Origin of the sequence: uncultured Sneathiella sp., assembly GCF_963973085.1 — a bacterium.
Lineage (GTDB): Bacteria > Pseudomonadota > Alphaproteobacteria > Sneathiellales > Sneathiellaceae > Sneathiella.
Genome location: NZ_CAXAXA010000002.1, coordinates 487,748 through 505,703 on the forward strand (window position 1 = coordinate 487,748; position 17,956 = coordinate 505,703).

Here is a 17,956-nt window from a genome sequence, read left to right on the forward strand (position 1 = left end):
GTGACGACTTTAGTAAAAATCGGAATTGCCGGACTGGGGACTGTCGGCAGCGGCGTTCTCAAGATTATCAAGGAACATGGCGACTTGCTTGAGGCTCGCTCTGGCGCGCGGCTGACGGTGACAGCAGTGTCTGGACGCGACAGGACGAAGGATCGCGGGGTCTCCCTCGATGGGCTGACCTGGTATGACGATGCAACGGCGATGGCCGAGGATCCGGATGTTGATATCGTGCTGGAGCTGATCGGCGGCAGCGACGGGGTCGCGCGGGAGCTCTGCGAGAAGACCCTGCGTCTTGGCAAGTCTGTCGTGACCGCCAACAAGGCGCTGCTTGCCATTCACGGGAACGAGCTGGCGGAGATCGCCGAAACCCATGGCGCGCAGCTCGCCTATGAGGCGGCAGTCGCGGGCGGCATCCCGATTATCAAGGCGCTGCGCGAGGGGCTGGCGGGCAATGCCATCTCCCGTGTCTATGGCATCCTCAACGGCACCTGCAACTATATCCTCACCGAGATGGAGGAGACGGGCGGCGAGTTCGACGCGATCCTGAAGGATGCGCAGGACCTGGGCTATGCGGAAGCCGACCCCGGCTTTGATATTGACGGCGTCGATGCGGCGCACAAGCTCGCCCTGCTGACCAGCGTCGCCTTCGGCACCCCGGTCGATTTCGCCAATGTCTATATCGAGGGGATCCGCAATGTCACCGCCGCCGACATCGCGGCGGCGGGGGAACTCGGCTACCGCATCCGCCTGCTCGGCGTTGCCCGACGGACCGAAAAAGGCATCGAGCAGCGGGTCCATCCCTGCATGGTCCGCCACGAGACCACCATCGCCAATGTGAACGGCGTCTTTAATGCGGTCGTCGTCGATGGGGACTTTGTTGATGAGACATCCTACGTCGGGCGCGGCGCGGGCGAGGGGCCGACCGCCTCCGCCGTGGTCGCCGATATCGTCGATATCGCGCTCGGCCGACATACGCCCACGTTTGGCGTACCGGTTGCGAAAATGGCAGCGATCCCGAAAATCTCGGTCGAGGATCATGTCGGCGCCTATTACGTCTGCCTGACCGTCTATGACGAGCCGGGAGTGATCGCCGATGTCTCGGCCGTGTTCCGGGACGAGAATATCTCCATCGAAAGCCTGTTGCAGCGTGGCCGGTCGAAGCAGGAGGCGGTCTCCGTCATCCTCGTCACCCATGAAGTGCAGGAGGCGGCGCTGGTCCGCGCCCTTGGAAAAATTGAAAAATTCACCCATAGTGTGGCAAAGCCGCGTATGATTCGCATCGTCTCGCTTTAGCGGGCCGTGCTGTTTATTGAAGTAACGGAAGAAGAAATATGACTAAATCCTCGTCTTTAGACAGAAATCTCACATTGGAAATTGTTCGTGTGACGGAAGCCGCGGCACGCGCCGCCTGTAACCTTGTTGGTCTTGGCGATGAAAAGGCCGCCGACCAGGCCGCTGTCGATGCCATGCGCACGGCGCTGAACCTGCTCAATATCGATGGCACCATCGTCATCGGCGAGGGCGAGCGGGACGAGGCGCCTATGCTCTATATCGGCGAGAAGGTCGGTTCCGGCAAGGGCACGAAAATCGACATTGCGCTTGATCCGCTGGAAGGCACGACCCTGACCGCGAAGGGCGGGCCGAACGCGCTCGCCGTCATTGCCTTCGCCGAGGAGGGGAACTTCCTCAACGCGCCGGACACCTATATGGAAAAGATCGCCGTTGGCGGCGGGTATGAAGAGGGGATCATCGACATCAACAAATCGGCCGGGGAAAATCTCCGGGCGATTGCCAAGGCCAAGGGCGTGCCGGTCAACCAGACTATGGCCTGCGTCCTCGATCGGCCGCGCCATGCCGATATCATCGCCGATATCCGCAAGACCGGCGCCCGGATCAAGCTGATCTCCGACGGCGACGTGGCGGGTGTCATGGCGACCTCCAATCCCGATACGGGCATCGACATGTATGTCGGCACCGGCGGCGCGCCGGAAGGTGTGCTGGCGGCGGCAGCGCTTCGCTGCATCGGCGGCCAGATGCAGGGCCGGCTGGTCTTCCGCAATGATGACGAGAAGGCCCGCGCTGCAAAATGGGGGATTACCGATCTCACCCGCGTCTATAACCTGGAGGAACTGGCGGCGGGCGACGTGATCTTCGCGGCCACCGGGGTCACCGACGGATCGATGCTGCGCGGCGTGCGCCAGAAGGGCAACCGGATCTTTACGGAGAGCATCGTCATGCGGTCCCATTCCGGCACGGTCCGCTATATCCGGGGTGATCACAAGGTAAAGTAGGCAGGCCCGTTATGGATGCGCCGGTAGTTCCCGCCTTTCTCGATGTGGAAAGTTCGCTCAAGGGTAAGCGATGGCGTCTTCGTTCCGAGAATGAGCGGCTTGGCCTCGCCATTTCCCAGCGTCTCGATGTGCCGGAAATTGTCGGCCGGGTGATGGCCGGGCGCGGCGTTGCGCTGGAGGAGGCGGAGCAGTATCTCGACCCGACGCTCCGCAACCTGCTGCCCGATCCCTCCAGCTTCAAGGATATGGACAAGGGCGCGGCGCGCATTGCGGCGGCCATTGAGGGGGCAGAGAAAATCGCTGTCTTCGGCGACTATGATGTCGATGGCGCAACCTCCTCGGGCCTGCTCAAGCGCTTCTTCAATGCCATTGGCGCGCCCGTCATCATCTATATTCCCGATCGCATGAAGGAGGGCTATGGCCCAAACAGCGCCGCCATGGACACGCTCAAGTCGCAGGGCGTCGATCTCGTCATCACCGTCGATTGCGGCATTGTCTCCTTCGATGTGCTGAAACATGCGAAGGATATCGGGCTGGAGGTCATCGTCGTCGATCATCATCAGGCGGAAACCCGGCTGCCGGACGCCGTCGCCGTCATCAACCCCAAGCGCCATGACGAGAGCCAGCAGTTCACCTATCTCGCCGCCGTCGGCGTCACCTTCCTGCTCGTCGTTGCCGTCAACCGCACTTTACGTGAGGCGGGCTGGTATAACGACACGAGACGCGAGCCGGACCCGCGCTACTGGCTCGATCTCGTGGCCCTCGGCACGGTCTGCGATGTGGTGCCGCTGATCGGGCTCAACCGCGCGTTCGTCGCGCGGGGCCTTAAGGTCATGGCGCGGCGCGGCAATGCGGGGCTTGCGGCGCTTGCTGATGTTGCCGGCCTTGATGAGGCGCCGGGCACTTATCATGCGGGCTTCCTGCTGGGCCCGCGCGTCAATGCGGGCGGGCGCGTCGGGCGGCCGGAATATGGGCCGGAGCTGCTCTCCCTCGATGATCCTGTGCAATGTCGCAAGCTCGCGCAATTTCTCGACGGCTATAATCAGGATCGCAAGGCGATCGAGGCTGAGGTGCAGGACGAGGCCCTCAATATGGTCGAGAATAGCCCGCTCAAGGACGATGCCGTCATCGTTGTCGCCGGGGAGGGCTGGCATCCGGGCGTCATCGGCATTGTCGCCAGCCGTCTGAAAGATGCGTTTCAGCGCCCGGCTATCGTGATTGCGCTCGACGGGGCGGCGGGGAAAGGCTCCGGCCGCTCGGTCCCCGGCGTCGATATGGGTGCGGCCATCGGCGCGGCGCGGCATAAGGAGATAATCACGGCGGGCGGCGGCCATATGATGGCGGCGGGCCTCAGCATTGCCGCCGACAGGATCGATGATTTCCGCACTTTCCTCAACGACCGGCTGAAAGGCGCGGTGAGCGAGGCATCGAAAACTGCCAGCCTCGGCCTCGACGGCGCGCTCTCGGTGGCGGGGGCGACCACAGAGCTGATCACCCTGCTGGAACAGGCGGGCCCTTACGGCGCGGGCAACCCGGAGCCACGCTTCGCGCTGCAGAACGTCCGGCTGGTGCAGGCGAGTATCGTCGGCGAGAATCACGTGCGCTGCATCCTGACCAGTGTGGCGGGGCAGGGCCGCCTTGCGGGCATCTGCTTCCGGGCGCTGGAGACACCGCTCGGCGATGCGCTGCTCGGCCATCAGGGCGCCAGTTTTCACATTGCCGGTCATCTTCGCAAGAACAGCTGGCAGGGCAAAGTCTCGGCGCAATTGATGATTGAGGATGCCGTCCGCCTGACTTAGGCAACAGCCTGCGTGGCGGCTTTGCAACGAAATATGATTTTTCACATTTTTTACTTGATATATAAGGACAGAATAGGTAAATCCTGCCCCTGCGACAGGATGTATGTCCCCTTCGTCTATCGGTTAGGACGCCAGATTTTCATTCTGGAAAGAGGAGTTCGATTCTCCTAGGGGATACCATCCGGTCCGGGCCGCGCGAAGAAGCGCCTGTAGGTAAGTGCCCGTTTATTGCGTCCCCTTCGTCTATCGGTTAGGACGCCAGATTCTCATTCTGGAAAGAGGAGTTCGATTCTCCTAGGGGATACCACCCCATCGCACCGCGGCCAAACGGTGAGGATGTCTTTTCTTTTCCGCCAGCCTGCTTATATTTAGATAACAGGAGGACAGCCATGAACTTGCGACTTTGCTTCGAGAACAAGGCCGGGGTGAATATCGACGAGGCCGACGTGTTCCGCCATTACGCGGAGAATTACCTGAGCGGCTTCGACGTAAAATGGGCCGGATCGGTCAGCGTGCCGCATGTCGACACCAAAACCCGCCCGATGGAGCCGCTCTGGCAGTATCTGATCAGCGACGCCAGCACCGCCTGCCGCGACTACCTGATCGAATATCTCGATCGTAACCCGATGGCGGGCTACTTCGTCCATGTCTATGAGTTCGAGAGCGGCACCGGCGACCAAAAGATCCACTAGGCGCTGATTTTCTTGTCGAACTTGGCGTCTTCCATGTCGGCGTCGGTGAAGATGGCGCCGGTCAGGTTGGCGCCCTTGAAGTTGGCGTCGATGAGGTTGGCGTCAGTCATGTCGGCGTTTTCCATATTGGCGCCGGTGAAGTTCGCCGCTGAGAGGTTGGCGGGCCAATTCTTGCCGAGCGATTCCCCCTTGGAGTCCTTGAGGTCCACCGCCGTCATAATTGCCCCTTTCAGGCGCGCGTTCTTGAGGTTGGAGCGGGACAGGTTGACCCCCTCCATGATCGCGTCGGAAAGATCAATATCCTCCATGATGCATTGCGACATGTCGCTCATCACCGTCTGGGCCTTGCTGAGGTTGGCGCCCTTGAGGTTGGCACCGCGCATGGTCGCGCCGCTGAGGGCGCAGCCCGAAAGATCCATGCCCGAGAGGTCCATGCCGGAAAGATCGGCACGTTCGCCCTTCAGGCCGTTGGTCTCCACCCAGAGGAAATGCTTTTTCAGCAATGCCTGAAGATTGGGGGGAAGCGGTGTTGATTCAGGCTCCTGAACCAGATGTGTTGCCCCGGATTTCGCCTTGGAGAAGTCGACATTCTCAAGCTTCGCGCCGTCGAGCTTCACATCCTCGAAATTGCAGCCCTCTACCTTGGCGCCAGAAAGATTTACATTGGAAAGGTCGGCCCCGGCCAGATCGGCGCCCGTAAGGTCGCAGCCGGCCATGTCCGAACCCGTAAAGCCCGCGCCGTGCAGGTCGGCCTTCGTCAGGTTCGCCCCTTTTAGCTGGGAATAGGCAAAGTTCGCGTTGCCGAGCGCCGCGCCGGAAAGATTGGCGCCGTTGAGGTTGGCTTTCTCCGCGACCACATTCTCCATTTCCGCATCGGAAAGGTCGCCGGCGGGGAAGGTGACAGTTTCGCCGCCTGAGAGGATCAGGGAGCCGCCACGAAAATCCGCTTCCTGCAGATTGGCGCCGTTCAGCTTCGCACCCTTGAGTTCGGCGCCGCGCAAATCCGCCCGGATCAATAGGGCATCGCGCAAGTCGGCCTTTGTCAGGTCGGCGGCGTAAAGATCGGCGGAAATCAGGTTGGCGCCGCGAAAGATCGAGCGCGAGAGCTTGCAGCCCGAGAGGCTGGATTTCTGGAGCTTTGCCCCGGCGAAATTCGCCCCGGTAAAATCCGCATGCTTGAAATTGGCCCGAGCGCCCTTTTTGGAATTGACGAGCCATTTGCCATGCTCGGCGAGCATTTCCATAATTTCTTGCGGCGTCATCATTGTCATGCGTCTCTCATCTCCGGGCTGAGCCTCTAACCTTGTTGTAAGACAAGATTAACGTTTTTCTCTGATACTTCGCGTCTATTCGTTGGCCTGTTCTTGTTTATAAACAGACAAGGTTAATAGATAGTTGCAGTTTACGTTTAATTGCCGAAACAAAACCGGGACGAGGATAGATGATACAGGTAACCCAGGAACAGGTAGATGCCCTTGAAGGGTGGGTCAAAAACCGTCAGGACGCCTATTTGCGCAAGGGATTTAATCTTGCCGCGAATTCGGGCGCGTCCTCGCTGATCGAATATGCGGTCGATGGCGGTCTCAACACGGCGGACCAGGCGAAATCGATTGCGGAGCTGAAAAAGGAATATGAACTGGCTGAGCAGTTTCACAAAGACGCCAAGCAGCTGATGTTCGCCGGACGCCAGGGTGGCTGAGCAGGCGAGGTCCTTTAACTCACAACAAAGAATTGCTCGCGGCGCTTCTCGGCGACAAGCTTGGTGATCTGGCGGATAAACATCTGTTCGCGCTCCGGCGAGAAAGTGAACTTCACGCCGACCCCGTCCTGCATCTGGCGGACAACCTGCGCCGGAACAATCCCGATATTATCGATCTCGACGGTAATTTCCGTCTGATCGGGCAGGCGAACCTCCAGCTGCAGGCCGGCGCCGCCAGCGGAGATATTGAGGATGCGGCCCGTCTCTTCGCCGCCGTCATGGCGGACGCGGGTTTTCTGGACAATGACGGACCGGCGATGGGCACGACGATTGTCGTTCAGGGGGGTATGCATTGTCTCTCCTGCGGATGAAAATTTTGTGTTTCGCCCCAGTGTCGCCGGGAATGGTTAAGAACTCGTTTGCCTCGACCGGATGTCCCTGAAAATTTTGCGCGGGCCGGTGCCCTTAACCTTTCATTTACCTCACCGGCTTATTCTGACGATGTAATTTTCAGGAAAGGCTTCGCCATGCGGCAAACTGAACTGGCGTCTATTGTGGACGGATTGAAAATCGAATTTTCCAACGCCTGCGAGCTGGATCGAAAATCCATTGCCGAACGTGCCAGTAGCGCCAGTCTGGCGGCGCTCGATCTGCTGCTCGATGATGTGGAGGCGGTGGATGACATCCCGACTCTCCACGAGCAGGCGAAGACCATGCGCACATTGTCCGACGAATTCCGCGATATCACCGGTGTGATCGGAAGCCTGGCGACGCGCTGATCCCGGCCGCCTAAATCTCACGACAGTTTGTGTGAATTTCGGGTTTGGCATTGCGGGGGAATATGATACATCTGGGCCGCGCCATCGGGCGGGGCGGATGTGGCCGCGTTTCAACTGAAATCATATCTTGTGAAGATCGTGCAATTGTCTGATTTAAAAGCGAAAATCAAGCTCTATTCGAAGCTGGCCCTGCGTCGGATCCGGCGTAGCAGCCGGCGCGAGCGGATCAATTTCTCGGCGCCCTTCGTCGCCGCGCTGTTGTTCGCGGGCGCCACGGTCCTGCTCGATATTTATCTCCGCGGTGCGCCGGTCAGAGGCTATCTCCTTGAATTGCTTGGCGTTGCCGGAATGCTCGCCTGTTTCTTCGTGCCGCTCACCTATGTCAGTCTGCGGCTTTACCGCAAAGTCTGGCCGCGCCTGCGGCAGCGACGGTTCTCCGATGCCTTTCGCGTCGGGCTCTATTTGCCCCACGCCTTCGCGGTGCTGGTCATCCTCGCCGCCGAGCTGGAGGGTTCGGAGAATATCACCAGCCTTGGCGGCGCGATCATCCTCTGGGCGATGCTGAGCCTGCTGCTGACCCCGTTCAGCGTGCTCGTGACTATGCTGGTCTGGTCCTACCTGCCGAAGGAACTCCGTGTGCCGAACGGCCTGTTGCAGATCTCCTCCCGCCTGAACCCCCGCGGCCAGAACCTCCTCAGCGCCCCGGAAACACATGACGAAGGCGACGCTGACGCTGTAAGGACTTAGGCAGAGCGCCTTTCCATCAACTCTCCTTTTTCTCCGCGATTACAAGATGGGCGGGGGCGGAAAATTCGACGCGGCCCTCCCCTGTCGTGAAGCGGGCAAGATGCCGTTTCGCCTCGCCGAGAAGCCTCTGGTACTGCGCTTCATCGATGCTCTCTGAGAGGGTCCAGCCCTTGATATCCGTATAAACCCAGCCTTCGATGTCGGGGAATCGGGCGAGGCCGGGGCGGGTCCGGATCACCGGGTCTGAAATACCGGCATCTTTGAAAATTTGGATAAGCTCGTCGCAGTCCCCAAGGTTATAGGGCGCATGCAGGGCGCTCGCGATCTTTTCGCCGAAGAGCCGCTCAAGCAGGGCTGCCATGGCATCATAGCCCGGCGAATGGGCGAGGCTGTCCCAGGTCGCGACCACCAGTCGTCCACCGGGTCGCAGCACCCGCCACATCTCCTGAAGCGCTTTTTCTCTGTCGTCAAAGAACATCAGGGCGAACTGGCAGGTGACAACGTCAAAACGGGCGTCCGCAAACGGAATATCCTCCGCCACGCCGCTTTTCCAGTCGATATCGGGGGCGAGCCGCGCCGCAACGGCGAGCATGCCGTCATTGCAATCAAGGCCGGTCACCGCGCCCGTGTCACCGAGCCGGCTTTTTGCCTCCCGCGCGACCAGTCCGGTCCCGCAGGCAACATCCAGGAGCCGCTCGCCCGGTGACAGCCGCGCCGCATCACATATCCGCGGCGCCCAATCCGCGAACAGGGCGGGGACGAAGAAATTCTCATACACCTCGGCGGCGCTGTCCGATACCTGGCCGGTTTTTGTTGTCTCGTTTATGGCTGTGCTCATTTTTTAACTCCTTTCCTGATCCCGCGCTCGGGAATTGAACGCGAAAAGGGCTAGGTTAGGCAGGCGGCTCCGCGCCGAATAGTCCAGAAAATGTAGTTTCCCGTAATTTCATATAATGCTAATATAACATCAAAGGAGGCGGGAATGAAATCCTATGGCCAGTTTTGTCCGGTAGCAAAGGCGTCCGAGCTGTTCTGCGAACGCTGGACACCTCTCATCATCCGCGATCTCGCCCACGGGGCGAGCCGCTTTTCCGAATTGCAAAAGGGTGTGCCGTTGATGTCGCCGACCCTGCTGTCGGCGCGCCTGAAGCAGTTGGAGGCGGAGGGCATCGTCGAGCGGCGGGCGGCTCCGGGCTCGAAAATCCGCAGCTATCACTTGACCGAGGCGGGCGCCGAATTCATCCCGATGGTCGAGGCCCTCGGCATCTGGGGGCAGCGCTGGTCGCGGCGGCAACTGGTGGAAGGGGAGGTCGATCTCGGCCTGCTCGTCTGGGCGCTGGAACGTGGCGTCGATCCGACGGCATTTGGCGAGACGCGAAGCGTCGTGCAGCTCCACCTCACCGACCAGCCCGGCAACAAGCAGCTCTGGTGGTTCGTCAACCGGGAGGGGGAATGCGAGCTCTGCGTCGACGATCCGGGGTTCGAGATTGACCTTTATCTCGCCTGCAGCCTGCCCGACATCATCTATGTCATCCGCGGCGACCTGCCGCTCGCCGAGGCGCTGGAAAGCGGCCGCCTCGACGCCCACGGCCCCCGCCGCATCACCGAAAAAGTCGGCGCCTGGCTCAACCTCAGCCCGCTCGCGGCGGTGAAATCGGCGCGGGGGTGATCTGAATCAATTTAATAGGCTGGCCGCCGAAGCTGGATATTAGTCCAAACTTACGTAAGTCAGATTACAGTTGTCTGGAAATTTCGCACCGTCATATTGCTCCAAACACCAGGTTATCGACGCAATATTCAACATATGTGCCAATCGAGTGGCGATCCTTGCGTGCTGCCACATCATTCCGCCCCAGTTATTTTTGATAACGACTGTGCTTGCAAAATCTCTATCTAAAAGAGGTAATGCGTCGCCTTTTTTTCTAAATAAATAGTGAATTGTTGTCGTCAGCGCGAAGAAGTCGTTCTTTATATAATTTACATCGAGAAAATACTTCGTGTTCTCGTTGTCTTCGCTTAGCAGGTTTGAATCCCGAAGCGTATTTCGAAGAGCAATTTCAAATTGAACCGAAGACGCGATCGCAATATTTATATTCCGGATTACCTCCGGAACCTCTTCCACATTTCCAAAAGAAACTGATTTATATAGTTGATGATCCGGCCCCACCGGGTTTGGAAAAGCAGGATCATACGCAATTCTTGATATAACCGTATGTGGATACAGAGCATTGAATTCGTCCAAGTTATTCTGCGTGAGATAATTTTTTTCCGGCACGGAGAATGCGCAGCCTGAAACAGAGATTAACAAGATAAGGCCGACTAACTTGGAAACCATCTTCTTCATATTCGATCACTCACAATTTACGCGAAAAATGCCTGCTTATTTTTAAAACTATAGATACAGAAAAACAACCATTAATAAAAAGATCGGAAGTTACGTCTATCGTCAAACTGCTGGTGACGAGCAACAGGATCTTGAAAATACTCCTTCTCGAAGGCCCGCCCGAAGGATGATTTCAAATACCGTTCGAAGTCTTCCGCTTCACACGCTCCGCCGTTGATTGGGTTGTACCCAATCTCGTCGTAGCTGGATTTTGCCAACGGCAAAATCAGCGAAGGCGGATGGCTGGGGAACCTGGACTCGAACCAGGATTGACGGAGTCAGAGTCCGCTGTCCTACCATTAGACGATTCCCCACCATGGGCGGCGCGCCCGCGAGCGCGCGGGGCAGGCGGCTTACTAGCAACTCGCACGCGCCTTGTCAACGCCCGATAAAGCGCCCTCATCTCAAAATATATATGAACCTTGCGCCGAAAACTGTTAGCATGGAGGAGAAATGGCCCGGGGTTTTGACCGGGGCCTGTAGATTTTGACCTGGAGGTAGTCCTGGGTGGCGATTTCAGAACCCCAGAAACTGGGAAAGGGCGAAGCTAAGAGACATCGACGCAGATATCATAATGGTGGGGAAAACTCCTCCAATGTATATGGCGCGCTTGATCTGGGCACCAATAACTGCCGGTTGCTGGTGGCGAAACGGCAGGGCAGGGGCTTTCGCGTTATCGATAGTTTCTCGCGCATCGTCCGCCTTGGCGAAGGCGTCAGCCTGACCGGCAAGCTGTCCGATGACGCTATGGACAGAACGGTCGAGGCGCTTGGCATCTGTGCGGACAAAATGCGCCGCGTCGGCGTGACCCATATGCGCTGCGTCGCGACGGAGGTTTGCCGCAAGGCGGACAACAGCGCGGCATTCCTTGCCCGCGTGGCCGAGGAATGCGGGATCAAGCTCGATATCATCACCACGGCGGAGGAGGCGGCGCTGGCGGCCGAAGGCTGCGCCCCGCTCATCGATTACCGCCATCGCAACGCGCTCGTGTTCGATATCGGCGGCGGCAGCACAGAGCTTGTCTGGCTCGGATTGCGCGGACGGCGGCGGAGCGAGGTGCTCGGCTGGATGTCGATCCCTTACGGCGTCGTCACCCTGACGGAGCGTCATGGCGGGATGGAGATCACCGAGGATGCCTACGCCAACATGATGCTGGACGTCAGCGAACATATCGATGATTTTGAGGCAACTCATGGCATCGCCGAGCAGATCCGCGAGGGGCAGGTGCAGATGCTTGGCACTTCGGGCACGGTGACGACGCTCGCGGGCGTGCATTTCGGCTTGGAACGCTATAACCGCCGCCGGGTCGACGGGGCCTGGCTGAACACGCGGGCAATGCTCGATATCTGCCGCCGTCTCGCGACCAGCGATTACGCGGCGCGGGTGCTAGAACCCTGCATCGGCGAGGAGCGGGCGGATCTCGTCGTCTCCGGCTGCGCGATTGTCGAGGCAATGCACAACCGCTGGCCGGTGAAGAAACTCCGTGTTGCCGACCGCGGCCTACGCGAGGGGATGTTGCTCGGCATGATGCGCCGGGTGGATAACGAACGGCACGGCAGGCAACCCGCCCAAAATTCTGCCCCGGCGGCGAGGCCCTCATGAGCAAAAGCCCGAAGCGGCCCGGCGGCCTGTCCTCCCGCTCGACGGAGATGACCGGGCGGCTCCTGCATACCAAGGTGAAATCGGCGCGCGGGCGCAAGAATTCCTCGACCGCCTGGCTGCAACGGCAGCTCAATGATCCGTATGTGGCGGAGGCGAAGACGCGGGGCCTGCGCAGCCGCGCCGCGTTCAAGCTGATGCAGCTCGATGACCGTTACAAGCTCCTCAAATCCGGCGATGCCGTGGTCGATCTCGGCGCGGCGCCGGGTGGCTGGACACAGGTCGCGGTCGATCGCGTTGGCGCGGAGAAGGGCAGGGGAAAAGTCCTCGCCGTCGATATCCTGGAGATGGAGCCGATGTCGGGGGCCGAGGTGATGCAGCTCGACTTCACCGAGGACGATGCCGATGTGAAGGTGAAAGCGGCGCTCGGCGGTCCGGCAAACGCCGTCATCTCCGACATGGCGGCGCCGACAACGGGCCACAAGCAGACCGATCACCTCCGTATCGTCATGATGTGCGAGCTCGCGCTGGCCTTCGCCATCGACGTGCTGGCCCCGGACGGCGTCTTTATTGCCAAGGTCCTGAAGGGCGGCACGGAGAACGAGCTACTGGAACAGATGAAGAAGAATTTCTCGACCGTCCGCCACGCCAAGCCTGAAGCCAGCCGCGCTGATTCCCGCGAAGCCTATGTGGTGGCGACGGGATTTCGCGGCAAAAACGACGCGGCGGAGGCGTAAAAGCGGGAGAAACCGGCGCGCGAAATTTTTTTCGCGTTGCGGCAAATTTGGCCCTATGAATTTCGAAAACAAACTGTATGATTGCGCGGCAATTCCCCAGATCGGATCGCTTGCGGATGGGAACATCTATGCAGGCTGGAAATGATCAACACCATATATTGTGAGCCGACGGGCTCCCGGAGTTGCGATGAACATACGTGAAGCCTATACATTCGATGACGTTTTACTGCAGCCGGCGGCCTCCGAGGTCCTGCCGACGCAGGTCGATACCACCACGCGGTTGACTCGCGAGATCACGCTTGGCATTCCGCTGGTCTCCAGCGCCATGGACACGGTGACCGAGGCGCCCATGGCCATCGCCATGGCGCAGGCCGGCGGCATCGGCGTCGTGCACAAGAATCTCGATATAGAGGAACAGGCCAATGAAGTCCGCCGGGTGAAGAAATTCGAGGCCGGGATGGTCGTCAACCCGGTCACCATCGCGCCGGACGAGCCGCTCTCCGAAGCGCTCTTCCTGATGCAGTCCAACAAGATTTCCGGCATCCCGGTGACCGAGCGAAACAGCGGCAAGCTGGTCGGCATTCTCACCAACCGCGATGTGCGCTTTGCCACCGACACACGCCAGCCGGTGAGCGAGCTGATGACCCATGAAAATCTGGTCACCGTGCGCGAAATGGTGACGCAGGATGAAGCGAAGAAGCTGCTGCATCGCCATAGAATCGAGAAGCTGCTGGTCGTCGATGATGCCTATCGCTGCATCGGCCTGATCACGGTGAAGGATATCGAGCGCTCGACCCTCTTTCCCAACGCCTCCAAGGATGCGCAAGGGCGGCTCCGGGTGGCCGCCGCCGTCGGCATCGGCGATGACGGTTTCGCACGGGCCGAGGCGCTGATCGCCTCCGAGGTCGATGTGCTGATCGTCGATACGGCGCATGGCCATTCCAGCCGGGTACTGGAGGCGGTGAACCGCATCAAGAAACTAAGCAACCGGACGCAGGTGATCGGCGGCAATGTCTCCACTGCCGCAGGCACGAAGGCGCTCATAGACGCTGGCGTGGATGCGGTGAAAATCGGTATCGGCCCCGGCTCCATCTGCACGACACGGATCGTGGCCGGTGTCGGTACGCCGCAGCTGACGGCCATCATGGATGCGGCGGCGGCCGCAAAAGACTCCGGTATTCCAATCATTGCCGATGGCGGCATCAAGACATCGGGCGACCTGGCGAAGGCGCTCGCGGGCGGGGCAAGCTCCGCCATGATCGGCTCGCTCCTTGCGGGCACCGATGAAAGCCCGGGGGAAGTCTTCCTCTATCAGGGGCGGTCGTTCAAATCCTACCGCGGCATGGGCTCGCTCGGCGCCATGGCGCGCGGCTCCGCTGATCGCTATTTCCAGCAGGAAGTCTCCGATAACCTCAAGCTGGTCCCGGAAGGGATCGAGGGGCGGGTGCCCCATCGTGGTCCCACCAACGCCGTCCTTCACCAGCTTGTCGGCGGCCTCAAGGCGGCCATGGGTTATACCGGATCGAAGGATATCCCGACCTTGCAGAAAAATGCGGAGTTTGTCCGCATCACCAATGCGGGCCTGACCGAGAGCCATGTGCATGATGTCTCGATCACGCGAGAGGCGCCGAACTACCGGCAGAACGGATGACCCCTGCCGCCCGGCTTGCCGCCGCTGTTGAACTTCTGGACGCCATCGGCGCGGCGCCAACCCCCGCCGAGCAGCATGTCTCCGCCTATTTCCGGGCGCGGCGCTATGCCGGATCGAAGGACCGGCGCTGGGTCACGGAGTTCGTCTATCGCGCCCTCAGGAGGCAGGGGGAGCTGGACGCGGTTGCGCTTGAGATCGGACTTGAACCTTCCCCCAGGCTCCGTTGTTTATTAAGCCTGATCCTGTTTGAGGATGTGGTGCCTGACGCGCTTGGCACGGGCTGGTTCGGCGGCCCGCACGGCCTTGACGAACTGACGGCAACTGAGGAAGCGGCGCTTGCCAACGCCGCCGGTGTCGATCTTGCGAGCCTGCCGCTCGCGGCGCGGGGGAACTTCCCCGACTGGCTTGCCGATAAAATCACGGCACAATATGGCGAGATGGCCGAGGCGGTGATGCAGGCCTATGGCGACCGGGCGCCGGTCACGCTTCGGGTCAACGCCCAGAAGGGCAACCGCAGCGATATCCAGTATTTCCTGAAGAATGAGGGGATCGATGTCACGCCGACGCAATTTTCGCCGGACGGGCTGATCATCGAGGGGCGCCTCAACCTCAGCCGTCACCCGCTGCTGGAAAATGGCCGGATCGAGCTGCAGGACGAAGCGGCGCAGATTGCCTCTCGCCTTGCCGATGTGCGGCCGGGCATGACGGTCGTCGATTTCTGCGCAGGGAGCGGCGGCAAGTCCCTCGCTATGGCCGCGCAGATGGACTATGCCGGGAAAATCTACGCCTTCGATGTGGAGGAACGGCGGATGCGGGATATCGGCATTCGGGCGAAGCGGGCCGGGGTCAGCCTGATCGAGCCGCTGGCGATCAACGGCGATGACCGTGATGACCAGCTTTTCGCCCCCCTCGTCGGCCGGATGGACCGGGTCTTCGTCGATGCGCCCTGCTCGGGCTCGGGCACCTGGCGGCGGCAGCCGGATATGAAATGGAAACTGACGGAGGAACGCCTCGCCGAGCTTGTTGCGCTGCAGGCGGATATTCTGGCGCGCGCCGAACCGCTGGTCGCCCCGGGCGGGCGGCTGATCTACGCAACCTGCTCGATCCTCAAGGAAGAAAACGAGGCGCAGATCGAGGCCTTCTTGTCGTCACATCCGGAGTTTAGCTTGTGTCCCGTCGGTGATATCTGGGACGCCGCCGGAGTACAGGGCGGTTACGAGCAACGCTTCCTCACCCTGACCCCGGCGGACTTCGGGACCGACGGTTTTTTCACCGCCGTGCTGGAACGCAAGATTGAGTAAGGACGCAAAAGGCACGCTCACCATCTCGTGAAGGGAACAGGGAAATTTTTCAGCTATAATGATGATCCGATACCGCAAAATGGCCGTATTTGTTTTTTAATGAGACATTAATAAAATGTGGCAGAGGGGTTGAGACAATGACAATACGCAAATTCATACTGGCGATCTTTACGGTTTTTGCGGCGCAGTTGCTGGCGGCGCAGATCGTCTTCGCGGCCGGCAGCAGTAGCAGCAGCACGACGGAAGCCGAAGCCCCGCAAAGCGCCGAATTCGCCGCCGGTAAGGAAGCGATCGACGCCAAAAAGTGGGATGCGGCCATCGCCGCCTTCACCAAGGTGACAGCGAGCGAGCCGGAGAATGCCGATGCCTATAACTATCTCGGCTATGCCCAGCGGAATATGAAAAACTACGATGCGGCGTTCGATAATTATAACAAGGCGCTCGCCATCAACCCCGACCACAAGGGCGCGAACGAGTATATCGGCGAGGCTTACCTGCAGATCGGTAACCTCAAAATGGCGGAAGAGCATCTTCTGAAACTCGATGCGCTCTGCTTCTTCGGCTGCGCCGAATATACCATGCTGAAACGCGCGGTTGAGGACTATAAGGCCAAGCAAAGCTAAAACTGCAAAAACCCCTCATAAACGGGGTGGACAGAAATCGCCAAACTGTCTAAACCCCGTTTATGAAAAACAGTATTCTGATCATTGACTTTGGCAGTCAGGTCACCCAGCTGATCGCGCGGCGCGTCCGGGAGGCGGGGGTTTACAGCGAAATCATTCCCTTCAATTCGGCGGCAGAAAAACTCTCGGCGTTCAATCCCGCCGGGATTATTCTCTCCGGCGGTCCGGCCTCGGTCATCGGGCTTGAGACACCAAAGGCGCCGGAGGCGGTTTTCGAGATGGGCGTGCCCGTTCTCGGCATCTGCTACGGGCAGCAGACCATGGTCAACCAGCTTGGCGGCAAGGTCGAGGCGCCGGACCATCGCGAATTTGGCCGCGCCGAGATCAATGTCGTCGCCAACTGCCACCTGTTCGAGGGCGTGTGGGAGCCGGGACGGCGCGATCAGGTGTGGATGAGCCATGGCGATCATGTGGTGGAAATTCCGGAAGGCTTTACCGTGGCCGCCACCTCGCGCGGCGCGCCTTTTGCGGCCATTGCCGACGATGCGCGGCATTTCTACGGCGTACAGTTCCATCCCGAGGTTATGCATACACCGAGCGGAGCGGCGCTGCTCTCCAATTTCGTGCATAAAATATGTGGCCTTGCAGGCGACTGGACCATGGCCGCCTTCAAGGATCAGGCGATCAACGCGATCCGCGCGCAGGTCGGCGACGGCAAGGTGATCTGCGGGCTGTCCGGCGGGGTCGACAGCTCGGTTGTGGCTGTCCTCATCCATGAGGCAATCGGCGACCAGCTCACCTGCGTCTATGTCGATACCGGCCTGATGCGGGCGGGCGAATCGGAGCAGGTGGTCAGCCTCTTCCGCGACAAATACAACATCCCGCTGGTCCATCGCGACGCCTCCGACCTGTTCCTCGACGAGCTTGAGGATGTCGATGATCCGGAAGTGAAACGCAAGACCATCGGCCGCATCTTCATCGAGGTGTTCGAGGCCGAGGCGAAGAAGATCGGCGGCGCCGATTTCCTGGCCCAGGGCACGCTCTACCCGGATGTGATCGAGAGTGTGTCCTTCGCCGGCGGTCCCAGCGTCACCATCAAGTCGCACCATAATGTCGGCGGCCTGCCGGAACGCATGAACATGAAGCTGGTGGAGCCCCTGCGCGAGCTGTTCAAGGACGAGGTCCGCGATCTGGGCCGCGAGCTTGGCATGGCGCCAGAGCTGGTCGACCGCCACCCCTTCCCGGGGCCGGGGCTCGCCATCCGCATTCCCGGCGTCATCACCCGGGAACGGCTGGAAATTCTCAGAAAAGCCGACACTATCTATCTTGAGGAAATCCGCAGCGCAGGCCTCTATAACGAGATCTGGCAGGCCTTCGCGGTGCTGCTTCCTGTGCGGACCGTCGGCGTGATGGGCGATAACCGCACCTATGACTATGTCTGCGCGCTCCGCGCTGTCACCTCGACCGATGGCATGACGGCGGATTACTACCCCTTCACCCATGACTTCCTCGGCCATGTCTCGACCCGCATCATCAACGAGGTCAAAGGCATCAACCGCGTCGTCTACGACACCACCTCAAAACCCCCCGGCACGATTGAGTGGGAGTAGGGAGCGATCTCAGCGAGAGTCATTGCCCGGAGAGCACGGGGTACC

The 17,956-nt window shown here is 60.0% G+C and carries 18 protein-coding genes and 3 tRNA genes; 16 read left to right on the forward strand and 5 right to left on the reverse strand.

The annotated features are described in order from the left end of the window. The 6 genes from AACZ19_RS06570 (at position 1) to AACZ19_RS06595 (ending at position 4,782) form a co-directional block, all read left to right on the forward strand. Positions 1-1,293 carry a homoserine dehydrogenase gene (locus tag AACZ19_RS06570; RefSeq protein WP_339632222.1) on the forward strand — a complete coding sequence of 431 codons (1,293 nt, stop codon included), beginning with the start codon at positions 1-3 and terminating at the stop codon, positions 1,291-1,293. Between the two features lie 38 nt (positions 1,294-1,331). Next, positions 1,332-2,291: a class II fructose-bisphosphatase gene (gene glpX / locus AACZ19_RS06575; RefSeq protein WP_339632223.1), complete on the forward strand. Its 960-nt coding sequence runs from the start codon at positions 1,332-1,334 to the stop codon at positions 2,289-2,291. 11 nt (positions 2,292-2,302) lie between these two features. After that, the gene (recJ, locus tag AACZ19_RS06580; RefSeq protein WP_339632225.1) at positions 2,303-4,090 is read left to right on the forward strand and encodes a single-stranded-DNA-specific exonuclease RecJ; all 1,788 of its coding nucleotides are present in this window, start codon (positions 2,303-2,305) and stop codon (positions 4,088-4,090) included. A gap of 105 nt (positions 4,091-4,195) precedes the next feature. Further along, positions 4,196-4,270 (forward strand) — tRNA-Glu (locus AACZ19_RS06585). A gap of 52 nt (positions 4,271-4,322) precedes the next feature. Continuing rightward, a tRNA-Glu gene (locus AACZ19_RS06590) sits at positions 4,323-4,397 on the forward strand. Between the two features lie 82 nt (positions 4,398-4,479). Beyond that, positions 4,480-4,782, forward strand: a complete 303-nt coding sequence (locus AACZ19_RS06595) for a hypothetical protein (RefSeq protein ID WP_339632227.1) — start codon at positions 4,480-4,482, stop codon at positions 4,780-4,782. Here AACZ19_RS06595 and AACZ19_RS06600 read toward each other — a convergent pair. Continuing rightward, a complete protein-coding gene (locus AACZ19_RS06600; protein ID WP_339632229.1) occupies positions 4,779-6,053 on the reverse strand; it encodes a pentapeptide repeat-containing protein in 1,275 nt (424 codons plus the stop codon). The genes AACZ19_RS06595 and AACZ19_RS06600 overlap by 4 nt on opposite strands. Before the next feature lie 170 nt (positions 6,054-6,223). On the opposite strand from AACZ19_RS06600, the gene AACZ19_RS06605 reads away from it, so the two are divergent. Then, positions 6,224-6,481: a hypothetical protein gene (locus AACZ19_RS06605; RefSeq protein WP_339632231.1), complete on the forward strand. Its 258-nt coding sequence runs from the start codon at positions 6,224-6,226 to the stop codon at positions 6,479-6,481. Between the two features lie 14 nt (positions 6,482-6,495). On the opposite strand, the gene AACZ19_RS06610 is transcribed toward AACZ19_RS06605, so the two are convergent. Then, positions 6,496-6,834: a PilZ domain-containing protein gene (locus AACZ19_RS06610; protein ID WP_339632233.1), complete on the reverse strand. Its 339-nt coding sequence runs from the start codon at positions 6,832-6,834 to the stop codon at positions 6,496-6,498. A 174-nt stretch (positions 6,835-7,008) separates the two neighbouring features. Here AACZ19_RS06610 and AACZ19_RS06615 point away from each other — a divergent pair, with 174 nt between their 5' ends. Together AACZ19_RS06615 and AACZ19_RS06620 are read left to right on the forward strand one after the other, a co-directional pair. Beyond that, on the forward strand, positions 7,009-7,260 hold the full coding sequence (locus tag AACZ19_RS06615; RefSeq protein ID WP_339632235.1) for a hypothetical protein: 252 nt from the start codon (positions 7,009-7,011) through the stop codon (positions 7,258-7,260). A 99-nt stretch (positions 7,261-7,359) separates the two neighbouring features. Next, positions 7,360-8,007, forward strand: a complete 648-nt coding sequence (locus tag AACZ19_RS06620; protein WP_339632237.1) for a hypothetical protein — start codon at positions 7,360-7,362, stop codon at positions 8,005-8,007. Between the two features lie 16 nt (positions 8,008-8,023). Here the strand turns inward: AACZ19_RS06620 and AACZ19_RS06625 are convergent, their stop codons facing one another. Then, a complete protein-coding gene (locus tag AACZ19_RS06625) occupies positions 8,024-8,845 on the reverse strand; it encodes a methyltransferase domain-containing protein (RefSeq protein WP_339632239.1) in 822 nt (273 codons plus the stop codon). Positions 8,846-8,989: 144 nt separating this feature from the next. Here AACZ19_RS06625 and AACZ19_RS06630 point away from each other — a divergent pair, with 144 nt between their 5' ends. Beyond that, on the forward strand, positions 8,990-9,676 hold the full coding sequence (locus AACZ19_RS06630; protein WP_339632241.1) for a helix-turn-helix domain-containing protein: 687 nt from the start codon (positions 8,990-8,992) through the stop codon (positions 9,674-9,676). Positions 9,677-9,715: 39 nt separating this feature from the next. Here AACZ19_RS06630 and AACZ19_RS06635 read toward each other — a convergent pair whose 3' ends face one another. Next, a complete protein-coding gene (locus AACZ19_RS06635; protein WP_339632243.1) occupies positions 9,716-10,351 on the reverse strand; it encodes a hypothetical protein in 636 nt (211 codons plus the stop codon). Positions 10,352-10,630: 279 nt separating this feature from the next. After that, positions 10,631-10,704, reverse strand: a tRNA-Gln gene (locus AACZ19_RS06640). A 193-nt stretch (positions 10,705-10,897) separates the two neighbouring features. Between AACZ19_RS06640 and AACZ19_RS06645 the strand changes: the two genes are divergently transcribed. The 6 genes from AACZ19_RS06645 to guaA all read left to right on the forward strand — a co-directional run bounded on the left by AACZ19_RS06645 (position 10,898) and on the right by guaA (position 17,911). After that, entirely contained in the window at positions 10,898-11,992 is a 1,095-nt protein-coding gene (locus AACZ19_RS06645) for a Ppx/GppA phosphatase family protein (protein ID WP_339632245.1), read from the forward strand. Further along, a complete protein-coding gene (locus AACZ19_RS06650; RefSeq protein ID WP_339632247.1) occupies positions 11,989-12,726 on the forward strand; it encodes an RlmE family RNA methyltransferase in 738 nt (245 codons plus the stop codon). The genes AACZ19_RS06645 and AACZ19_RS06650 overlap by 4 nt, the downstream gene beginning before the upstream one ends. Before the next feature lie 187 nt (positions 12,727-12,913). Continuing rightward, entirely contained in the window at positions 12,914-14,377 is a 1,464-nt protein-coding gene (gene guaB / locus AACZ19_RS06655; protein ID WP_339632249.1) for an IMP dehydrogenase, read from the forward strand. Then, positions 14,374-15,678 carry an RsmB/NOP family class I SAM-dependent RNA methyltransferase gene (locus tag AACZ19_RS06660; protein WP_339632251.1) on the forward strand — a complete coding sequence of 435 codons (1,305 nt, stop codon included), beginning with the start codon at positions 14,374-14,376 and terminating at the stop codon, positions 15,676-15,678. Before guaB ends, AACZ19_RS06660 begins: the two co-directional genes overlap by 4 nt. A 137-nt stretch (positions 15,679-15,815) precedes the next feature. Continuing rightward, positions 15,816-16,301 carry a tetratricopeptide repeat protein gene (locus tag AACZ19_RS06665; protein ID WP_339632253.1) on the forward strand — a complete coding sequence of 162 codons (486 nt, stop codon included), beginning with the start codon at positions 15,816-15,818 and terminating at the stop codon, positions 16,299-16,301. Positions 16,302-16,363: 62 nt separating this feature from the next. After that, positions 16,364-17,911, forward strand: a complete 1,548-nt coding sequence (gene guaA, locus AACZ19_RS06670) for a glutamine-hydrolyzing GMP synthase (protein WP_339632255.1) — start codon at positions 16,364-16,366, stop codon at positions 17,909-17,911. Positions 17,912-17,956 lie beyond the last annotated feature (45 nt).

Bases quoted from the DNA above. Each gene is read 5' to 3' on its own strand.
- glpX (WP_339632223.1), top strand. From the start codon at position 1,332: ATGACTAAATCCTCGTCTTTAGACAGAAATCTCACATTGGAAATTGTT.
- recJ (WP_339632225.1), top strand. From the start codon at position 2,303: ATGGATGCGCCGGTAGTTCCCGCCTTTCTCGATGTGGAAAGTTCGCTC.
- AACZ19_RS06595 (WP_339632227.1), top strand. From the start codon at position 4,480: ATGAACTTGCGACTTTGCTTCGAGAACAAGGCCGGGGTGAATATCGAC.
- AACZ19_RS06600 (WP_339632229.1), bottom strand. From the start codon at position 6,053: ATGACAATGATGACGCCGCAAGAAATTATGGAAATGCTCGCCGAGCAT.
- AACZ19_RS06605 (WP_339632231.1), top strand. From the start codon at position 6,224: ATGATACAGGTAACCCAGGAACAGGTAGATGCCCTTGAAGGGTGGGTC.
- AACZ19_RS06610 (WP_339632233.1), bottom strand. From the start codon at position 6,834: ATGCATACCCCCCTGAACGACAATCGTCGTGCCCATCGCCGGTCCGTC.
- AACZ19_RS06615 (WP_339632235.1), top strand. From the start codon at position 7,009: ATGCGGCAAACTGAACTGGCGTCTATTGTGGACGGATTGAAAATCGAA.
- AACZ19_RS06625 (WP_339632239.1), bottom strand. From the start codon at position 8,845: ATGAGCACAGCCATAAACGAGACAACAAAAACCGGCCAGGTATCGGAC.
- AACZ19_RS06630 (WP_339632241.1), top strand. From the start codon at position 8,990: ATGAAATCCTATGGCCAGTTTTGTCCGGTAGCAAAGGCGTCCGAGCTG.
- AACZ19_RS06635 (WP_339632243.1), bottom strand. From the start codon at position 10,351: ATGAAGAAGATGGTTTCCAAGTTAGTCGGCCTTATCTTGTTAATCTCT.
- AACZ19_RS06650 (WP_339632247.1), top strand. From the start codon at position 11,989: ATGAGCAAAAGCCCGAAGCGGCCCGGCGGCCTGTCCTCCCGCTCGACG.
- guaB (WP_339632249.1), top strand. From the start codon at position 12,914: ATGAACATACGTGAAGCCTATACATTCGATGACGTTTTACTGCAGCCG.
- AACZ19_RS06660 (WP_339632251.1), top strand. From the start codon at position 14,374: ATGACCCCTGCCGCCCGGCTTGCCGCCGCTGTTGAACTTCTGGACGCC.
- AACZ19_RS06665 (WP_339632253.1), top strand. From the start codon at position 15,816: ATGACAATACGCAAATTCATACTGGCGATCTTTACGGTTTTTGCGGCG.
- guaA (WP_339632255.1), top strand. From the start codon at position 16,364: ATGAAAAACAGTATTCTGATCATTGACTTTGGCAGTCAGGTCACCCAG.